Annotated in this window: 14 protein-coding genes; 10 read left to right on the forward strand and 4 right to left on the reverse strand. The window is 62.9% G+C overall.

Translation table 11 applies throughout. The features are described from left to right. The first annotated feature begins 239 nt into the window (after window positions 1-239). The 7 genes from ACK59H_RS07830 to ACK59H_RS07860 all read left to right on the forward strand — a co-directional run bounded on the left by ACK59H_RS07830 (window position 240) and on the right by ACK59H_RS07860 (window position 10127). Complete coding sequence (locus ACK59H_RS07830; RefSeq protein WP_060477600.1) at window positions 240-1403, forward strand: efflux RND transporter periplasmic adaptor subunit; 1164 nt, start codon at window positions 240-242, stop codon at window positions 1401-1403. Then, window positions 1400-4492, forward strand: a complete 3093-nt coding sequence (locus ACK59H_RS07835; protein ID WP_060477599.1) for a multidrug efflux RND transporter permease subunit — start codon at window positions 1400-1402, stop codon at window positions 4490-4492. Before ACK59H_RS07830 ends, ACK59H_RS07835 begins: the two co-directional genes overlap by 4 nt. A gap of 9 nt (window positions 4493-4501) precedes the next feature. Further along, a complete protein-coding gene (locus tag ACK59H_RS07840) occupies window positions 4502-5176 on the forward strand; it encodes a heavy metal response regulator transcription factor (RefSeq protein WP_060477598.1) in 675 nt (224 codons plus the stop codon). Continuing rightward, on the forward strand, window positions 5151-6554 hold the full coding sequence (locus ACK59H_RS07845; RefSeq protein WP_060477597.1) for a heavy metal sensor histidine kinase: 1404 nt from the start codon (window positions 5151-5153) through the stop codon (window positions 6552-6554). Before ACK59H_RS07840 ends, ACK59H_RS07845 begins: the two co-directional genes overlap by 26 nt. Window positions 6555-6704: 150 nt before the next feature. Next, window positions 6705-6926: a hypothetical protein gene (locus tag ACK59H_RS07850; protein ID WP_060477596.1), complete on the forward strand. Its 222-nt coding sequence runs from the start codon at window positions 6705-6707 to the stop codon at window positions 6924-6926. 204 nt (window positions 6927-7130) lie between these two features. Continuing rightward, complete coding sequence (locus tag ACK59H_RS07855; RefSeq protein WP_060477595.1) at window positions 7131-8462, forward strand: OprD family porin; 1332 nt, start codon at window positions 7131-7133, stop codon at window positions 8460-8462. Window positions 8463-8630: 168 nt separating this feature from the next. After that, window positions 8631-10127 carry a sensor domain-containing diguanylate cyclase gene (locus tag ACK59H_RS07860; RefSeq protein WP_060477594.1) on the forward strand — a complete coding sequence of 499 codons (1497 nt, stop codon included), beginning with the start codon at window positions 8631-8633 and terminating at the stop codon, window positions 10125-10127. Here the strand turns inward: ACK59H_RS07860 and ACK59H_RS07865 are convergent. Beyond that, complete coding sequence (locus ACK59H_RS07865) at window positions 10124-10600, reverse strand: PA2169 family four-helix-bundle protein (RefSeq protein WP_060477593.1); 477 nt, start codon at window positions 10598-10600, stop codon at window positions 10124-10126. The genes ACK59H_RS07860 and ACK59H_RS07865 overlap by 4 nt on opposite strands. 200 nt (window positions 10601-10800) lie before the next feature. Here ACK59H_RS07865 and ACK59H_RS07870 point away from each other — a divergent pair, with 200 nt between their 5' ends. Continuing rightward, a complete protein-coding gene (locus ACK59H_RS07870; RefSeq protein WP_060477592.1) occupies window positions 10801-11022 on the forward strand; it encodes a DUF3820 family protein in 222 nt (73 codons plus the stop codon). Window positions 11023-11126: 104 nt separating this feature from the next. On the opposite strand, the gene ACK59H_RS07875 is transcribed toward ACK59H_RS07870, so the two are convergent. From ACK59H_RS07875 to ptsP, 3 genes are read right to left on the reverse strand one after another with little or no spacing between them, the layout of a single operon-like run. After that, a complete protein-coding gene (locus ACK59H_RS07875) occupies window positions 11127-12857 on the reverse strand; it encodes a PTS fructose-like transporter subunit IIB (RefSeq protein ID WP_060477591.1) in 1731 nt (576 codons plus the stop codon). Beyond that, a complete protein-coding gene (gene pfkB / locus ACK59H_RS07880; RefSeq protein ID WP_060477590.1) occupies window positions 12854-13801 on the reverse strand; it encodes a 1-phosphofructokinase in 948 nt (315 codons plus the stop codon). Before pfkB ends, ACK59H_RS07875 begins: the two co-directional genes overlap by 4 nt. Continuing rightward, window positions 13802-16654, reverse strand: coding sequence for a phosphoenolpyruvate--protein phosphotransferase (ptsP, locus tag ACK59H_RS07885; protein ID WP_409264384.1), 2853 nt, complete (start codon window positions 16652-16654; stop codon window positions 13802-13804). It abuts the gene before it with no gap. 298 nt (window positions 16655-16952) lie between these two features. Between ptsP and cra the strand changes: the two genes are divergently transcribed. Both cra and ACK59H_RS07895 read left to right on the forward strand, forming a co-directional pair. Further along, window positions 16953-17948, forward strand: coding sequence for a catabolite repressor/activator (cra, locus tag ACK59H_RS07890; RefSeq protein WP_060477588.1), 996 nt, complete (start codon window positions 16953-16955; stop codon window positions 17946-17948). Between the two features lie 2 nt (window positions 17949-17950). Next, window positions 17951-18727: a TatD family hydrolase gene (locus tag ACK59H_RS07895; protein WP_060477587.1), complete on the forward strand. Its 777-nt coding sequence runs from the start codon at window positions 17951-17953 to the stop codon at window positions 18725-18727. Window position 18728: the final 1 nt, after the last annotated feature.

Consider the following 18728-nt stretch of genomic DNA (forward strand, 5'->3'; position numbering starts at 1 on the left):
GCAGCTCGCGATGCGCCGCGCGGGCGGCGCTCGATCTACGCTCCACCGAAAAACTCACGCCGAGCCTCTAGCATCGCGAGCTGCGCTCGATCTACGCTCCACCGAAAAACTCACGCCGAGCCTCTAGGCTTAATTACAATCTGTCACCGCTGTCAGCCAGCCGTCACGCTGCCGACCCGCTCTGCGCGCTATAAACTCCACTACAACTCCCCGTCCCCCTGGCCCAGGTGCCCGCGCCGATGCGACGTCCCTCTCGCGCTGTCCTTATCGCCACGTTGGCACTGCTTGCCCTTGCAGCCCTCGGCCTCTGGTACACCCAGCGCCCGCTCGGCCCCACACCGCACGCGCAAGCGGCGGTGCCGGTGCGTGTGATCAGCGTCGCCCAGCAGGATGTGCCGCGCTACACCAGCGCCATCGGCGCGGTGCTGTCCTTGCACAGCGTCGAGATCCGCCCCCAGGTCGAGGGCGTGCTGACCCAAGTGCTGGTCAAAGAAGGCCAGTGGGTAAAGGAAGGCGACCTGCTTGCCACCCTGGACGACCGGGCGATCCGTGCCAGCCTCGAGCAGGCCCGTGCCCAGCTCGGCCAGAGCCAGGCGCAGATCCAGGGGGCCGACGTCGACCTCAAGCGTTACCGCCTGCTCAGCACCGATAACAGCGTGTCCAAGCAAACACTCGACCAGCAACAAGCTCTGGTCAACCAGCTGCAGGCCACGGTCAAAGGCAATCAGGCAGCCATCGCCAATGCCCAAGTGCAACTGTCGTACACCCAGATCCGCTCACCGGTGACCGGGCGCGTGGGTATCCGCAACGTCGACCCAGGCAACCTGGTGCGCAGCAGCGATACCCAAGGCCTGTTCAGCGTCACCCAGATCGACCCGATTGCCGTCGAGTTCGCTCTGCCACAACAAATGCTGCCAACGCTGCAAACGTTGCTCAAGGCCCCCACTGCGGCGTTGGTCGAGGCCTACATGGACGCTGACGGCGAGCGCAGCCTGCTGGGCGAAGGCCACCTGGCCCTGATCGACAACCAGATATCGGCCAACACCGGCACAGTGCGGGCCAAAGCCGAATTCGACAACAAGGACGGCCGCCTGTGGCCTGGGCAACTGGTGACCGTGCGCCTACGCACCGCAGTCGAGCAGAACGCGTTGGTGGTGCCGCCGCCAGTGGTGCAACGCGGCATCGATGGACACTTCGTCTACCGCTTGGACGGTGACAAGGTAACCAGCGTGCCGGTCAAGGTGCTCTATCAGGACAGCGCCCTGACTATCATCGCCGGGGTCAAGCCGGGCGAGCGCCTGGTGCTCGACGGCCAATCGCGGCTCAAGCCCGGATCACGGGTCGAGGTGACTACCGACGCACCGCCACCTGCCGAAATGGCTGACCGCAGGAGCCAGCCATGAATACCCGCAACGGTATTTCGGCCTGGTGCATCGACCACCCCATCGCAACCCTGCTGCTGACCTTCGCCTTGGTGCTGCTGGGCGCCATCGCCTTCCCACGGCTGCCGGTAGCCCCTTTGCCTGAAGCAGACTTCCCGACCATTCAGGTCACCACCCAGCTCCCCGGTGCCAGCCCGCAGACCATGGCGTCTTCGGTGGCTACCCCGCTTGAAGTGCAGTTCAGTGCCATCCCCGGCATGACCCAGATGACCAGCAGCAGTGCGCTAGGCTCCACTACCCTGATCCTGCAGTTCACCCTGGACAAGAACATCGACACCGCCGCCCAGGAAGTCCAGGCAGCGATCAACACCGCCACCGCCCGTTTGCCACAGGACCTGCCTAACCCGCCAACCTGGCGCAAGGTCAACCCGGCCGACAGCCCGGTACTGGTGCTGACCGTGAGTTCGGCACAAATGCCCGGCAATGATCTGAGCGACTACGCAGAAACCCTACTAGCGCGCCAGCTCAGCCAGATCGAGGGGGTTGGCCTGATCAACATCACCGGCCAACTGCGCCCGGCTATCCGTGTGCAGGCGCAACCGGAAAAGCTCGCCGCCATTGGCCTGACCCTGGCCGATGTACGCCAGGCCATCCAGCAGACCAGCCTGAACCTGGCCAAGGGCGCGTTGTACGGCGAGCACAGCGTCTCTACCATCGCGGCCAATGACCAGCTGTTTCACCCCCAGGACTACGCCAGGCTCATCGTGTCCTACCGCAATGGCGCGCCAGTGCACCTGCAGGATGTCGCCAATGTGGTCAACGGCGCCGAGAATGCCTACGTCAAAGCGTGGTCCGGCGAGCAGCCAGGGCTGAACCTGGTAGTGTTCCGCCAGCCCGGGGCGAACATCGTCGACACGGTCGACCGGGTATTGGCCGCCTTGCCCAAACTCGAACAAATGCTGCCGGCGTCGGTCGAGGTGTCGGTGCTGCAGGACCGCACCCAGACCATCCGCGCCTCCCTGCACGAAGTCGAGCTGACCCTGATGATCGCCGTGGCCCTGGTGATCGGGGTAATGGCGCTGTTTCTGCGCCAATGGTCGGCGACCTTGGTGGTATCCAGCGTGCTGGGCGTATCCCTGATCGCCAGCTGCTCGCTGATGTACGCGCTGGGCTTTAGCCTGAACAACCTCACGCTGGTGGCCATCGTGATCTCGGTAGGCTTCGTGGTCGACGACGCCATCGTCGTGGTGGAAAACATCCACCGCCATCTCGAAGCCGGAGACGACAGCCGCACCGCCGCGCTCAAAGGCGCGGGGGAGATTGGCTTCACGGTGATATCGATCAGCTTCTCGCTGATCGCGGCGTTCATTCCGCTGCTGTTCATGGGCGGCGTAGTCGGCAGGTTGTTCAAAGAATTCGCCCTGACCGCCACCTCTACCATTCTGATTTCGGTGCTGGTGTCGCTGACCCTCGCCCCCACCCTGTGCGCGCTGTTCATGCGTCGCCCGCCAGGCGAGCACCGTGGCGGTTTCGGCGAGCGGCTGTTGGGGTGGTACGAAAAAGGCCTGGACCGTGCCCTGGCTCATCAACGCCTGACGCTTGGGGTGTTCGGCGTGACGTTGGCCTTGGCGGTGGTCGGCTATGTGGGTATCCCCAAGGGCTTTTTCCCGCTGCAGGACACAGGCTTCATCCTCGGCACGACAGAGGCGGCGGCCGACGTGTCGTATCCAACGATGGTCGAGAAACATTTGGCGCTGGCCAAGATCATTGGCGACGACCCAGCCGTGCAGGCGTACTCCCATTCGGTGGGAGTCACCGGCAGCAACCAGACCATCGCCAACGGCCGCTTCTGGATCGCCCTCAAACCACGCGGTGAACGCGATGTGTCAGCCAGCGAGTTCATCGACCGGCTGCGGCCTAAACTTGCCAAGGTGCCGGGCATCGTCCTGTACATGCGCGCAGGCCAGGACATCAACCTCAGCTCTGGCCCGTCGCGCACGCAATATCAGTACGTGCTCAAGAGCAATGACGGGGTGGCGCTGAACCTGTGGACCCAACGCCTGACCGAACGCCTGCGGGAAAACCCGATGCTGCGCGACTTGTCCAACGACCTGCAGTTGGGCGCCAGCGTGACCCGCATCGACATCGACCGCCAGGCCGCAGCGCGCTTCGGCCTGACCACCACCGATGTCGACCAGGCGCTGTACGATGCCTTTGGCCAGCGGCAGATCAGCGAGTTTCAGACCGAAACCAACCAGTACAAAGTCATCCTGGAGCTGGACGCACAGCAGCGCGGCAAGGCCGAGAGCCTGAACTTCTTCTACCTGCGCTCGCCGCTGACCAACGAAATGGTGCCGCTGTCGGCCCTGGCACATGTGGCGCCACCGAGCACTGGCCCACTGTCGATCAGCCACGACGGGCTGTTCCCGGCTGCCAACCTGTCGTTCAACCTGGCACCGGGCGTAGCGCTGGGCGATGCGGTGAACGTCCTGGAGCGCATCCAGCGCGAACTGGGCATGCCTGACTCGATCAGCGGCAACTTCCAGGGCGCGGCCCAGGCATTCCAGAGTTCGCTGTCGAGCCAACCGTGGCTGATCCTCGCCGCAGTGGTTGCGGTGTACATCATCCTGGGCGTGCTCTACGAGAGCTTGGTCCACCCGCTGACCATCATTTCCACCCTGCCCTCGGCTGGGCTGGGTGCGTTGATACTGCTCTGGGCCATGGGCCAGGACTTCAGCATCATGGGCTTGATCGGGGTGGTGCTGCTGATTGGGATCGTCAAGAAAAACGGCATCCTGCTGATCGATTTTGCCCTTCAGGCCCAGCGCCACCACGGCATGCCCCCTGAGCAGGCGATTCACCAGGCGTGCCTGACGCGCTTTCGGCCCATCATCATGACCACCCTCGCCGCCCTGCTCGGCGCAGTGCCGCTGATGTTCGGCTTCGGCGCCGGCGCTGAATTGCGCCAGCCGCTGGGTATCGCGGTAGTTGGCGGGTTGCTGGTGAGCCAGGCGCTGACGCTGTTCACCACCCCGGTCATATACTTGGCCCTGGAGCGCCTGTTCCATCGCCGTAAGGCCGCCGGCGCGGCGGCGACAAGTGCCAGCTAGGACTCAAGCATGCGTGTACTGATCATCGAAGATGAAGAAAAAACCGCCGATTACCTGCACCGCGGCCTGACTGAGCAGGGCTTTACCGTTGACCTTGCCCGCGATGGTATCGATGGACTGCACCTGGCCTTGGAAAACGACTACGCGGTGATCGTGCTCGATGTGATGCTGCCGGGCATGGATGGTTATGGTGTGCTGCGTGCGTTGCGCGCGCGCAAACAGACGCCGGTGATCATGCTCACTGCCCGCGAGCGGGTCGAAGACCGCATCCACGGCTTGCGCGAGGGCGCCGACGACTACCTGGGCAAGCCATTTTCGTTCCTGGAACTGGTCGCACGGCTGCAGGCGCTGACCCGGCGCAGCAGCAGCCACGAGCCGTTGCAGATCCAGGTAGGTGACCTGTGGATCGACCTGATGGCCCGTAAGGCCAGCCGTGCCGGCCAGCGCCTGGAGCTGACTGCCAAGGAGTTTTCGCTGCTCAGCGTACTGGCCCGGCGTCAGGGTGAGATCCTCTCGAAAACCGCTATCGCCGAGCTGGTCTGGGACATCAACTTCGATAGCGACGCCAATGTTGTGGAAGTCGCCATCAAACGCTTGCGCGCAAAACTCGACGGGCCGTTCGACAACAAGCTGCTGCATACCATTCGAGGCATGGGCTATGTGCTTGAAAACCGTGCCGCTTAACTCGATCGCTCTGCGCCTGTCGACCCTGTTCATTCTGGTGGCGCTGGGGGTGTTCGTGCTGATCGGCTGGGCGTTGTATCGCCAGGTCGACCGCAGCCTGGACCTGCTACCGGCCGCGGAGCTGGATGCGCGGTTCAGTGTGCTCGAATCCACCCTGAACCGCTATGGCACGCGTGAACACTGGGCCAAGATCAACAACAAGCTCGACCTGCTGAGCGAAGAAGACAAGCGCATCCGCTTTTGGGTCATCAGTGGCGACCCGGCGTTCGAGTATGGCCACCCCAGCCAGCGAATACGCGCATTCAGTGAAGGCCCGACGGGTATGCGCGAATTGCACCTGCCCGAGCATCGCTACCCGTACAAGGTGCTGGTCAGCGAGCTACCGACCCTGGGCGGGCGGCCACCCCTGCGGTTTATGATCGGCATCGACACCGAAACCTTCTGGCAGGCGCAACACAGTCTTTTGGTGGCCATCGTCGGCCTGGCCGTGCTGGGTGTGCTGCTGGCTTCGGTGCTGGGGTACTGGGTAGCGCGCATTGGCCTGCGCCCGCTGCTGGCACTATCGGTCGAAGCTCAGGCCCTGGCGCCGCCACGCCTGAATGGGCGCTTGCAAACAGCCAACCTGGCACCGGAACTGGCGCAATTGGCCAGCGCGTTCAATGCCGCACTGGACCGGGTCAGCCAGGCTTATACGCAGCTTGAAGCCTTCAACGCCGACGTCGCCCACGAACTGCGCTCGCCTTTGACCAACCTGATTGGCCAGACTCAGGTCGCCCTCACCCGTGGGCGCAGCGCCGAGCATTATTTCGAAGTGCTGCAATCGAACCTGGAAGAGCTGGAGCGCCTGCGCAGCATCATCAATGACATGCTGTTCCTGGCCAGCGCCGACCAAGGTAGCAAGGCCACCGCCCTGACCTGCGCCTCGCTGGCCGAAGAGGTCGCCACCACCCTCGACTACCTGGATTACATTCTCGAAGACGCCCAGGTGAGTGTCAGCGTACACGGCGATGCCCAGGCGCCCATCGAAAAGGCGCAACTGCGCCGGGCGCTGATCAACCTGCTCAACAACGCCGTGCAGCATACGGCGCCCCATCAGATGATTCAGGTACAAATCGAGGCGGGGCCAGAGCAGGCCTGCATCGCCGTGAGCAACCCGGGGCCTGCCATCGAAGACGCTCACCTGCCGCTGTTGTTCGAACGCTTCTACCGGGTGGATGCGGCACGCAGCAACCGCGGTGGCAGCAACCACGGTTTAGGCTTGGCCATCGTCAAGGCCATTGCGTTGATGCATGGCGGCGAAGTGTTCGTGCGCAGTGAAGAAGGGACCAATACCTTCGGGATTCGACTACCGATTCAGGGGATGGCGAAGCCGTCCTAGCAGCGCGGGCTGTCTAACTCAACTTCTTTAATGATCGTTACTTTTTGCGCAATAGTGCTTATCGATAAACATGCTGTTTCCACGGCAGTTTAAGGACTAACTTTACCCCTGTCCTCATAGCACTTGCACCGCAAGAAGGTAGTTACAATCATGTCCAACAGTATGGGTATTGCCAGCGTTTTCATTCTGTCGTCCCTGTTGTTGTCGCCCCTGGCCATGGCTGAAGAATCCCCGGCCTTCGTCGCCCGCACTGCACAACTTGCCGCCAGCCACCAAGACTCCCGCGAAGTCTTGGCGCACAAGGCAGATGCCGCAGAAGGCTCAGAACAGACGGCCTCCAAAGTTTCCGACAGTGCCAACGCCGATAGCTGATCGCTCGTCGAACCTGCTCCCGTTCTCCCTTGGCTACGCCATGGGCACCGCCGGTGCCGATATGTTAGCCTTTTGAAGCCGCTGCCGATCAGCGGCTTTTTTTATGTGCTTCAACCATCAGCCCCGACGTATCCACACTTATAAAACGTTGCACATCGAAAAAATAAAAACTGCCCCACCGTCAGACCAAAGGAGCTATTACCGGTGCCTTCCGCGTTTCGCTTTACCCCTATTTTCATTGCGTTGACTGCAACGATCCCTTGCGCCGCCCAAGCAGATGAAGACAAGGCTGATGGCTTCATCGAAGGTTCGTCCCTCAACCTGCATTTTCGTAACGCCTACTTCAACCGCAATAACCACAATGCCGGTGTACGCGACACCCGCGAGTGGGGCCAGGGTGCAGTTGCCCGCTTCGAATCTGGCTACACGCCGGGCACCGTCGGCTTCGGCCTCGATGCCCACGCCATGCTGGGCCTGAAACTTGACGGGGGTGGCGGCCACGCTGGCACCAGCATTCTGCCAGAGCACATCAAAGATAACGGTGAGCTGGGGGCCGCACCGCACTCGTTTTCCACAGCCGGTGCTGCGGTCAAACTCAAGGCCTTCGACACCGAGTTGAAGGCAGGTGACCTGTTCATCACCAACCCGGTGATCGCAGGGGGTGAAACCCGCATGCTGCCGCAGACCTTTCGCGGTGTGAGCCTGACCAACCACAGCGTCGACGGCCTGCTGCTCGAAGGCGGTCAGGTCAGCTTCACCCACCCGTACAACCAGAGTGGCCACCGCCGTATCGACACCTACTACGGCGACATGGAAGGCCAGACCAGCAAGCACCTGAACTGGGCCGGTGCATCCTGGAGTGGCAGCGAGCATGTCACGGCCAACCTGTACGCGGCCGAGTTGAAGGACGTTTGGAACCAGTATTACGCTGACCTGGACTACACCTACGTGGTCAACGACCTGGTCAGCCTCAACCCGGGCGTGCACTTCTACCACACCCAGGACACCGGCCAGGCACTGCTGGGCAAGATCGACAACAACACCTATAGCGTGCACTTTACGGTGGCCGCCGGTTACCACAGCGTTACCGCCGCCTATCAGCGGGTCAACGGCAACACTCCGTTCGATTACATCAACTTGGGTGACAGCGTTTACCTGGATAACTCGCGGATGTACTCGGATTTCAACGCTCCCAATGAGCGCTCCTGGAAGCTGCAGTACGATTTCAACTTCGCCGGGTTGGGCATTCCAGGCCTGAACACTTCACTGTCCTACTCTCGCGGCGAGGCGGACCTGACCAAGGCCGCGCAGAACAGCAGCCATTACGACTACTACCGCGCCGATGGCAAGAACGCCATGCACTGGGAGCGGGACCTGGACGTGAAATATGTATTCCAGGAAGGTGACCTGAAGGATCTGGCAGTGCAAGTGCGCTACGCCACGCACCGTGGTAGCCAGGGGTACGCTTCAATCGACAGCAACAGCGACAACGACGAACTGCGGGTGATCGTCGATTACCCACTGAATATTTTCTGAATGCTGTTCGCCGACGGGGGCAGTTGCCCTCGTCTGGCATCACGACTCCACTTCTGAACGACCCTAAATACCTCGACATGCATTTCCGTCGGACAAATCTTGTCCGACAATCCGCGCTTGCCTACACTGTCGCCCGCCAAAAATGGCCTCGCCCCAGCAGTAGCGCGCATGCCCACTCGATCCCCGCCGTTCGCACTCAACCGGTCGCAACCCGAGCTGATCCTTAACCTGGGCAGCTGCTTTGCCGTGCTGGCTATCGTTGCCATCGTCAGCTATCTGCTGGCACGCGAGCGCGACAGCGTCGAGCAATCGGCCATTCGCGCCTCGAACAATGTCGTGCAGCTGATCGAGAGCGACATCCTACGCAATGCCGAACTCTACGATCAGTCGCTGAAAAACCTGATCTGGGCAGTTGGGCGCAGTGAGCTGCCCACGATCCCAGCCGCTATGCGCCAGCGCCTGCTGTTCAATGAAGCCTTCGTGGACCGCACCCGCGGGGATGTTCTGTGGCTGGACAAGCAGGGCAATGTGGTGGGGGATTCCAACAGCCTTGCCCCTCGCCAGGCGAACTTTGGCCATACCGGGGTCTTCCAGGCCCACCAGCAGCACGCCAACCTCGGCTTGCTGGTAGGGCCGTTGTTCAAGGCCAAGCTGGGCGACATGGGCTGGTGCATCAGTTTCAGCCGCCGCATCGACTGGCCACACGGTGAGTTCGCCGGGCTCGCCGCAGGCGCTTTGCGCTTGTCCTATTTCAGCGAACTGTTCCGCCGCCTGGATATCGGTGCCCAGAGCAGCATCAACTTGCTCAACACCGATGGCCAACTATTGGCGCGCGAACCTGCTCGCCCTGAAGATCCGCAAATTGGCAGCGATTACAGTGAGCGGCCCAACTTCAAGCGCATCATCAGCGAGCGAAGCGGTAGTTTCACCGCGCGCTCGGGCAGCACCCACGCCAAGCGCATTTATACCTTTGCCCGCGTCGCTGATTTGCCCCTGGTCGTGTTGGTGATGCATTCCACCGACGAAGTATTCCAGTCCTGGCGACGCACAGCGGCCCTGGTGAGTGTCGCCACCGGCGTGTTGTGTATCGGTATTCTCTGGTTAACCCTGCTACTGGGCCGGGAGCTGCGCCGTCGACATGAAGCCGAGCAAAGCCTGGCTACATTGGCTGCCACCGACAGCCTGACTGGACTTGCCAACCGTCGCAGGCTCGATCAGGTCCTGCGCCACGAATGGCTACACGCTCAACATAAGCGCCAGCCGCTGGCTGTGCTGATGGTGGACGTCGATCACTTTCGGGCATTCAATCAGCGCCATGGGCATGCTGGGGGCGACCATGCTCTGCGCGAAGTGGCCAACGCATTGAAATACTGCGTCCGCAGGCCAGCAGACTTGGCGGCACGTTATGGAGGGGAGGAATTTCAGGTGATTTTGCCGGGCACGGATAAGCCAGGCGCAATGATGCTGGCCGAGCGAGTGCGTGCCAAAGTACAAGCGCTGGCACCGTTCGCTGGGGATGAGGATTCGGTAACGGTAAGCGTGGGTGTGGGCGTTTACACCCCCGGCACCCAACAAAACCTTGCTCAGGTGCTGAGTGCCGCGGATGAAGCCCTCTACCGGGCTAAGGCCAGTGGCCGAAACCGGGTCGAGGGCCCTATCACTTAGGAGCGAGCGCGGGCAGCGTCGCGCAGGGCTTTGACTTGGTCATGATTGGCTTGCACGCCCTGCAGCTGGCGTTCGACCAGGCTATAGCTCTCGTCGGTGGCACCACGGCCCAACTTGGCCAGCTTTTCGCGGGCTTCTTTATAAGCCTTCAGCGCATGATCTTCACCGCGCTCGACCTCGTTGAGCACCGCTTCTTCATCTTTGCCGGTAACCATCGACTTGAGATTGACCCAGCCACGGTGCAGGTCACCGCTGAAGCTGGTGGAGGTTTCCGGGTCGCCACCCAGGCGGCGGACTTCGCTTTGCAGCTCACCTGCAGCGTTGGCGCACTCACCGGCCCGCTGAACGAAGAACGCTTTGAGCTCTGGGTTCTTCACATCATCGGCCGACTCTCTGAAGCCTTTTTCGCCATCCTTGCTGTACTCGATCAGGTCGTTCAGTACGTCGATAACGTCTTTGTTAGGGTTGCTCATGGCATAACTCCTTGGCAGGTGATAGTCACCATTACTAGAGCAGCCTTCATGCCAACCGGCGACAATCTTATAAAGCCTTTAAAATCAGATACTTATAAAAACTATCAGTCCGTCTGAAAACGGCGTTATGCATGATTGCCGCTTGGGCGCTCGTGCAGTTTGCAGTATGGTCGGTGCTTCCCCTTAGCCAGGCCTCATCAATGAAACCGGAAATGCTCGAACTGCTGGTTACCCGCACCATGCCTTTCGGAAAATATCAGGGGCGGGTCATTGCCGATCTGCCCGGTGATTATCTGGCTTGGTTTGCACGAAAGGGTTTTCCAGCAGGAGAACTGGGCGGGTTGCTGGCATTGATGCACGAGGTCGACCATAACGGCCTTGCAGATCTATTGCTGCCATTGCGCCAGAAGCACGGGCGCTAAACGACCATGGCCGTTTTATGGCTGGAGCCGCTCCTACCAGGGCAGCGCTAAACCGGTAGGAGCGGCTTTAGCCGCGAAGAGGCCGGCGATGCCAGCCAATTGCTTTAGCCTTTCACGGGCGCAACGGCCAACTCTACCCGCTCGCTCTTCTTGATCACGGCATACACAACCGCCGTCACCAGGCTACCGGCCACGATCGCCAGCAGATACAACAGCGCATGGTTGATCGCATTGGGGATCAGCAGCACGAACAGCCCACCATGGGGCGCCATCAGCTTGCAGCCGAAGTACATCGACAGCGCGCCGGTCAAAGCGCCGCCGGCAATGCTCGCAGGGATCACTCGCAGCGGGTCTTTGGCGGCGAACGGGATCGCCCCTTCGGAAATGAAGCAAAGCCCCAGCGCCAGCGCTGCCTTGCCCGCTTCACGCTCGCTCTGGGCGAACTTGCGGCGGGCCAGGAAAGTGGCGATGCCCAGGCCAATGGGCGGCACCATGCCAGCGGCCATGGTCGCCGCCATTGGCGCATAGCTGGAGGAGGCCAGCAGCCCCACCGAGAACGCGTAAGCCGCTTTGTTGATGGGCCCGCCGAGGTCGACACACATCATGCCGCCCAACAGCAGCCCGAGCAGGATGGCGTTGGTGGTGCCCATGCTGTCGAGGAAATGGGTCAGCCCTTCGAGCATCGCTGCCACCGGTTGGCCAACCACGTAGATCATCACCAAGCCGGTGAACAGGCTGGCCAGCAAAGGGATGATCAGGATTGGTTTGAGCGCCTCCAAGCTACTCGGCAGGCGTGCCCAGCGAGCGATGGCCTTGGCGCTGTAGCCTGCGAGAAAACCGGCGACGATGCCGCCGATGAACCCGGCCCCAAGGGTGCTGGCCAACAAGCCACCGATCATGCCTGGGGCGAGGCCGGGGCGGTCGGCGATCGACCAGGCGATATAACCTGCCAGCAAGGGCACCATCAGTTTGAACGCAGCCTCGCCACCGATCTGCATCAGTGCTGCCGGCAAAGTGCCCGGCTGCTTGTAGGCCTCGATGCCGAACACGAATGACAAGGCAATCAGCAAGCCGCCAGCCACCACCATCGGCAACATGAACGACACACCAGTCAGCAGATGCTTGTAGACGCCGGTTTTCTCGGCCTTGGCAGGCGCCGCCGCAGACGCCTCTGCGCTACCTTCGACCTTGGCTTCGGCCAGGGCCTTGTCCAGGGTGGCGCGTGCCTGCTTCAGAGCGATACCCGTGCCGCAACGGTAGATGCGCTTGCCGGCAAAGCGGGCCGTGGGCACCTCGATGTCGGCAGCCAGCAGCACCACATCGGCTTCGGCGATAGCCTGGGCCGATAGCGGATTACGCGCGCCCACCGAGCCCTGGGTTTCGACCGTGAACGTATAACCCAATTGTTGCGCCGCCTGCTGCAAGGCTTCGGCAGCCATGAAGGTATGTGCCACGCCGGTTGGGCAGGCGGTCACCGCGACGATTTTCGCAGTGGCCGTAGGCGTTGCAGCGGGTGCTTGGGCGGTGAGCACCTGAGCCTTGCCCGCTGCCTCGTCGAGAAAGCCCTCGCGGTCGGCCAGGGCTTGCGCTGGCGTGCTCTGGTACACGCGCTTGCCGGCAAAGCGCGCGAGGTCTACCGGCCCGGTGCTGACCACCAGCACCCAATCGGCTTGGGCGATTTCGGCTGCTGTCAGCTGGCGCTCGGGATGTTCGCTGTCCTGCACCTCGACACAGGTGCTCCAACCTCGGCGCTGGGCGGCAGCCGCCAACAGGCGGGCGCTGAGCACGCTGGACACCTGCCCATTGGGGCAGGCAGTGACAATGGCAATATTCATCGGCAACCCTCTTGTTGTTCTGTCAGTTGCACGCCGGCTTCCAGTTGTGCGAGCTGGGCGCGGTCGTGGATGCCGAAGCCAACCTGAGTCACCGCCTGCGCGGCGATGGCGGTGGCAGCGCGCAGGGTCTGCTGCGGGCTCTGTGCGCTCAGCAGGCCGTGGACCATGCCAGCGACCAGCGAATCACCCGCGCCTACGGTGCTGGCAACCTGCACTTTCGGCGGTTGCGCATGCAGCGCCAGCCCAGCGGTGAACCAACTGACGCCCTGCTCACCGGCCGACACCACCACATGCTCGACACCTTTTGCCAACAACTGTTGGGCAGCAGCACGCTGTTCGTCGGCAGTGTGCACCGCAGTACCCAGCACTTCGCCGAGCTCCTCGGTATTGGGTTTGACCAGCCACGGCGCACTGGCAAAGCCTGCACGCAAGGCATCGCCGCTGCTGTCCAAGGCCACCTTGAGCCCCTGCTTGCGCAATTGCTCCAGTAACTGGCTGAACCACGCAGGGCTGATGCCCCGGGGCAGGCTACCTGCCACCACCACGGCGTCATGCCCTGGCGCTACTTGGGCCAACAGGCGCAGTAGTTCGTTGCGGGCCGCTTCATCGACGTGCGGCCCTTGGCCATTGATGTCGGTAACCCGGCCATCGGCCTCGACTAGCTTGAGGTTGCTGCGGGTTTCACCGGCCACGCGAACGAAACAATCGGTGAAACCGCGCCGGGCGATCAGCGCTTCGAACGGCTGCAGGTTGTCACTGCCCAGAAAACCACCGACGGTGACCTGGTGGCCCAGATCGGCGAGCACCTGAGCCACATTCAGGCCTTTGCCAGCGGCGTGACTCTGCTGAGCCTGGGCGCGGTTGACGTGCCCAGGGCGCAAGGTGTCGAGGCTGACGGTCAGGTCCAGCGCAGGGTTCAGGGTCAGGGTTAGGATCTTGGCCATTCAGTAACGCTCCACCAGCGCGCGAACCGCCGCGGCGCTGTCTTGTTGCAGGGCCTCGCGCGCCAGGGCGCGGGCCGTTTGGTAATCAGCCTGGCGCACCAAGGCTTTGACTTCGGCAATGCTGCGAGCGGCTACGCTGAGCTCGTCCACCTCAAGGCCCAGCAGCACAGCCACCGCCTGCGGGTCTGCGGCCAATTCGCCGCAGATACCCACCCACTTGCCTTCGGCATGGGCGGCGCGCACGGTCATGTCGATCAGGCTCAACACCGCAGGGTGCAGGCCGTCGGCTTGGGCTGAAAGGCTGGGGTGGCCACGGTCGATGGCCAGGGTGTATTGCGTCAGGTCATTGGTACCGATGCTGAAGAAGTCCACTTCACGGGCCAGCTGCGGCGCCAGCAAGGCGGCCGAGGGCACTTCGACCATGATCCCGACCTGCAGGTCGGCGACCGGGATTTCCTGGCGCAGGCGCTCGACCATGGCGCGCGCCTCGCGCCACTCGTGAATCTGCCCGACCATTGGGAACATGATGCGCAACGGTCGCTGGTCGGCGGCGCGCAGCAAGGCCCGCAACTGGTCTTCCATGATTTGCGGGCGTTGCAGGGTCAGGCGTACGCCACGCACGCCCAGGAACGGGTTTTCCTCGGCAGCGATGGGCCAGTACGGCAAGGGCTTGTCGCCGCCAACATCCAGGGTGCGCACCACCAGCGGCCGACCCTCCAGGCCGTCGAGCACCCGCCGATATTCCGCTTCCTGGGTGGCGACATCCGGAGCCTGCGAGTGGGCCATGAAGATCAGTTCGGTGCGCAGCAGGCCAACGCCCTCGGCACCCTGCTCCACCACCTTGTCGATGCCGCTGCTTTGGCCAATGTTGGCGAACACCTCGACGGCATGCCCATCGCGGGTCACCGCCGGCTCGTGGCGCTTGGCCCAAGCGGCTTGCAGGCGTTGTTCACGCGCGTCGCGCTCAGCCAGCGCGCGTTGCAGTTCGTCAGCCGGCGGGGCCACGCTGACTATACCGCGCTGGCCATCGAGCAACAGTGTGGTGCCCGCTTCAAGCAGCAGGATCGCAGCACCTGCGCCCACCACTGCCGGAATGCCCAAGGCGCGGGCAACAATCGCACTGTGCGCGGTAGCACCGCCGTGGGCGGTGACGATACCGGCAACACGGGCCGGGTCCAGGCGCGCGACATCGGACGGGCCAACCTCGCCCATGACCAACACGTAGGGCTGCTCGGGCTCGACCGGCGCCTGCACCCCGCATAGCTGGGCCAGCACCCGGCGGCCAACGTCTCGCAGATCGGCAGCGCGCTCGGCCAGCAGAGCATCCTGCAAGGCTTCCTGCTGGCGCGCAGCCGCTTCGATCACCGCCATCCACGCGGCAGCTGCGCTTTCGCCCTGGCCCAGGCGGGCGTCGACCTCGTCGGTCAGATCCGGGTCGGCAAGCATTTCTTGGTGAGTGACGAAGATTTCGCCAATCGACGCGCCGCTGCGCTGCACCAGCGCTTGCAGCTCGCCATGCACCACCTCCAGTGCAGCGCGCAGCTTCTGGCGCTCCAGGGTGGGTGACTCGCCGCGCAGCGGGTAATCGATATCACGCTCGACGCAGACATGCGCAGGGCCACAGGCGATTCCGGGGGAGGCACTGACCCCTTGGATGTGGCTGCCCGCAGCAGGTGCCTGAAGTACAACCACTTCTTCGACCTCTGGCGCTGCAGGGGCGAGCGTAATCGGCTCGACGTCTTCGCCAAGGCCTTGCTCGATCGCCGCCAGCAGGGCCGGCAGTGCTTCGCCGGCAATCGACGGCTCAGCGCTCAATTCCAGCTCCTGCCCCCGACGAGCGCCGAGGCTCAGCAGCTTGCTCAAGCTCTTGATCGATACGGCAGCTTGCGCGCTATCGAGCACCCGCAGACGAATGTCACCTTCGAAGCTTTTGGCCAGCTGTGCCAATACCTTCGCCGGGCGGGCATGCAGCCCGTGGGGGTTGGCCAACACGACACGCGCTGTTGGCCAGTCCGCCGGGGCCTCGCCCCCCAACACCTGCAACACCGCCCGGCTACTGGTGGCCTGGTAAAGCGTTTGCCCACGGCCTTCGATCAGCACTTCGCAAAGGCGCTCGAGCAGCGCTTGGTGAGCCGCGCCAAGGCTGGCCAGGCAGAACAGGCCGTTGAGCGGCTGGTCACGATAACGCAGCGGCTGCTGTGGGGTGATGAAGGCCAGGCCAGGCTGGCGCACCTGGCGCTCGCTGTGCAACCACCAAAGGCCCTCGCCCAACGGCAGGGGCTCGGACTGCTGCAGCACGGCAGCAAAGCCGCTGTCGACACAACCGGCGCGCTGCAGCAGCCGGGCGCCACGCCAGGCCAGCTCCTCGAAATCTTCGGCGGGCAGGTTCAGCCCCACCAACTGAGCATCCAGGGCCAACTCCTGGGGCGCACCTTGCAGCAGCTTGAGCAGCGCTTCGGCAGAGCTGGCGCGGCGCAGTGCTTCTGCCAGGTCCGTCTCACCCAAGGCACGGGTGAGCAGTTGCAGCAGACGCAGGTGTTCGTCGGAACGGGCAGCAATACCGATTGCAAGGTACACCCGTTGCCCATCGCCCCAGTCCACCCCGTCGGGGAACTGCAGCAAACGTACACCGGTAGCGAATACCAGGTCGCGGGTCTGTGGCGTACCGTGCGGGATGGCGATGCCCTGCCCCAGAAATGTCGAGCCTTGCGCCTCGCGCGCCTGCAGGCCGTCCAGATACCCTTCGGCGACCAGGCCGTCCGCTACCAGTTGGTCGGCCAGCAGGCGCAGGGCCTCGGCCTTGTCGGTGGCCTTTTGGCCCATGGCTATCTGCTCTTTGGCGAGCTCGAGCATGACCTTCTCCTTTTGCAGCCCAGGCTTGGTTTTGATGCCAGGTACTGAGGTATTGTTGTGATATTCACGCAATCAGCCAGTTCGACTGCCATGAAAGCACGGCGGACGAGGCAGAAAAAATTGATAGCTGAAACGTTTAATCTGACCAGGCGGCCACGTTACTCGATAATCTGCCGAGGAAAAAGCCCCATCCTGTCGGACAATTGCAACAATGGTCGCCTGCGCAAAGCGGCCTACCCGGGTCAAACTCTCCGGTCCTGGCCCCGTAGCCAGTCCCGGTAATAACAAGGAAAATTCGGTGAAACTCAGCGATATCGCCCGCCTGGCCGGTGTGTCAGTGACCACTGCCAGCTATGTCATCAATGGCAAGGCCGAACAACAGCGCATCAGCAATAGCACTGTAGAACGGGTGCGTGCAGTGGTCGAAGCTCACGGCTTTACCCCCAACCCTCAGGCTGCTGGCCTGCGCAGCCGGCATACCCGCACGTTGGGCTTCATTCTCCCGGACTTGGAGAACCCCAGCTATGCCCGCATCGCCAAACAGCTCGAGCAAGGCGCGCGCGCCCGCGGGTACCAGCTGCTGATCGCCAGCAGCGATGACCAGCCCGAAAGCGAGCGCCAACTGCAGCAGCTATTTCGTGCGCGCCGCTGCGATGCGCTGTTCGTGGCCAGCTGCCTGCCGCCGGAGGACGACAGCTACCGCACGCTGCAAGACAAAGGCTTGCCGGTGATAGCCATCGACCGGCGACTGAACCCCGCCTACTTCTGTTCAGTGATCAGCGACGATCGTGATGCCAGCCGCCAACTGGCCGACAGCCTACTGGCCACCACCCCTCGTAGCATAGCGCTGATCGGCGCGCGGCCGGAGCTGTCGGTCAGCCAGGCCCGTGCCGGCGGGTTCGACGAAGCCATGCAGACCTTCGACGGTGTAGTGCGCCGCTATCAGGGCGAGGCCTTCAGCCGTGAATGCGGCCAACGCCTGATGCAGCAACTGATCGACGACCATGGTGGCCTTCCCGATGCCCTGGTCACCACATCCTACGTGCTGCTACAGGGTGTGTTCGATACCTTGCAGGCACGCCCGGCCAATTCGCGCCAGCTGCAGCTGGGCACCTTCGGCGACAATCAGTTGCTCGACTTTTTGCCGTTGCCGGTCAATGCCATGGCTCAGCAGCACGGCCAGATCGCCGCTACTGCATTGGAACTGGCCTTGGCCGCGATCGAGGACAAACGCTACGAACCTGGGGTGCACGCCATCGGCCGTACCTTCAAGCAACGCATCCCAGCGGCCTGAGCATGCGCCTGATCGACACCCATACCCATCTCGACTTTCCCGACTTCGACGCCGACCGCTCGCAGCTGCTCGCCAACGCGGCAGCCCGAGGGGTACAGCGCATGGTGGTGCTGGGGGTGTATCAGGCCAATTTCCAGCGGGTGTGGGACCTGGCCTGCGCTGAGGGCCGCGTGTACGCGGCCTTGGGGCTGCACCCGGTGTACCTCGACCAGCACCGCCCGGAACACTTGCAGCAGCTGCACGAGTGGCTGACGCGCCTGCAGGGCGATCCGCGGCTGTGCGCAGTGGGCGAGTTCGGCCTGGACTACTACCTTGAAGGGCTGGACAAACAGCGCCAGCAGGCGCTGTTCGAAGCGCAATTGCAATTGGCATGCGACTTCGCTTTGCCTGCATTGCTGCACGTGCGCCGCAGCCACGCCCAGGTGATCGCCACGCTCAAGCGCTACAAGCCGGCGCGAGGGGGAGTGATCCATGCCTTTGCCGGCAGTTACGAAGAGGCCCGTGAGTACATCAAACTCGGTTTCTGCCTGGGCCTGGGCGGCGCAGCGACCTGGCCCCAGGCGCTGCGCCTGCGCAAGACCGTGGCGCGCTTGCCGCTGGACAGCATCGTGCTGGAAACCGACTCGCCCGACATGGCCCCGGCCATGTTTGCTGGGCAACGCAACAGCCCCGAGCACCTGCCGGAAATTGCCCAGGCGCTGGCCGAACTGATCGGCATCGCGCCAGAGGCATTGGCCGAGGCCAGCAGCCGCAATGCTTGCGAGCTGTTTGGCTGGTAAC

The sequence above is a fragment of the Pseudomonas sp. KCJK9000 genome, assembly GCF_046230725.1.
Classification (GTDB): domain Bacteria; phylum Pseudomonadota; class Gammaproteobacteria; order Pseudomonadales; family Pseudomonadaceae; genus Aquipseudomonas; species Aquipseudomonas promysalinigenes.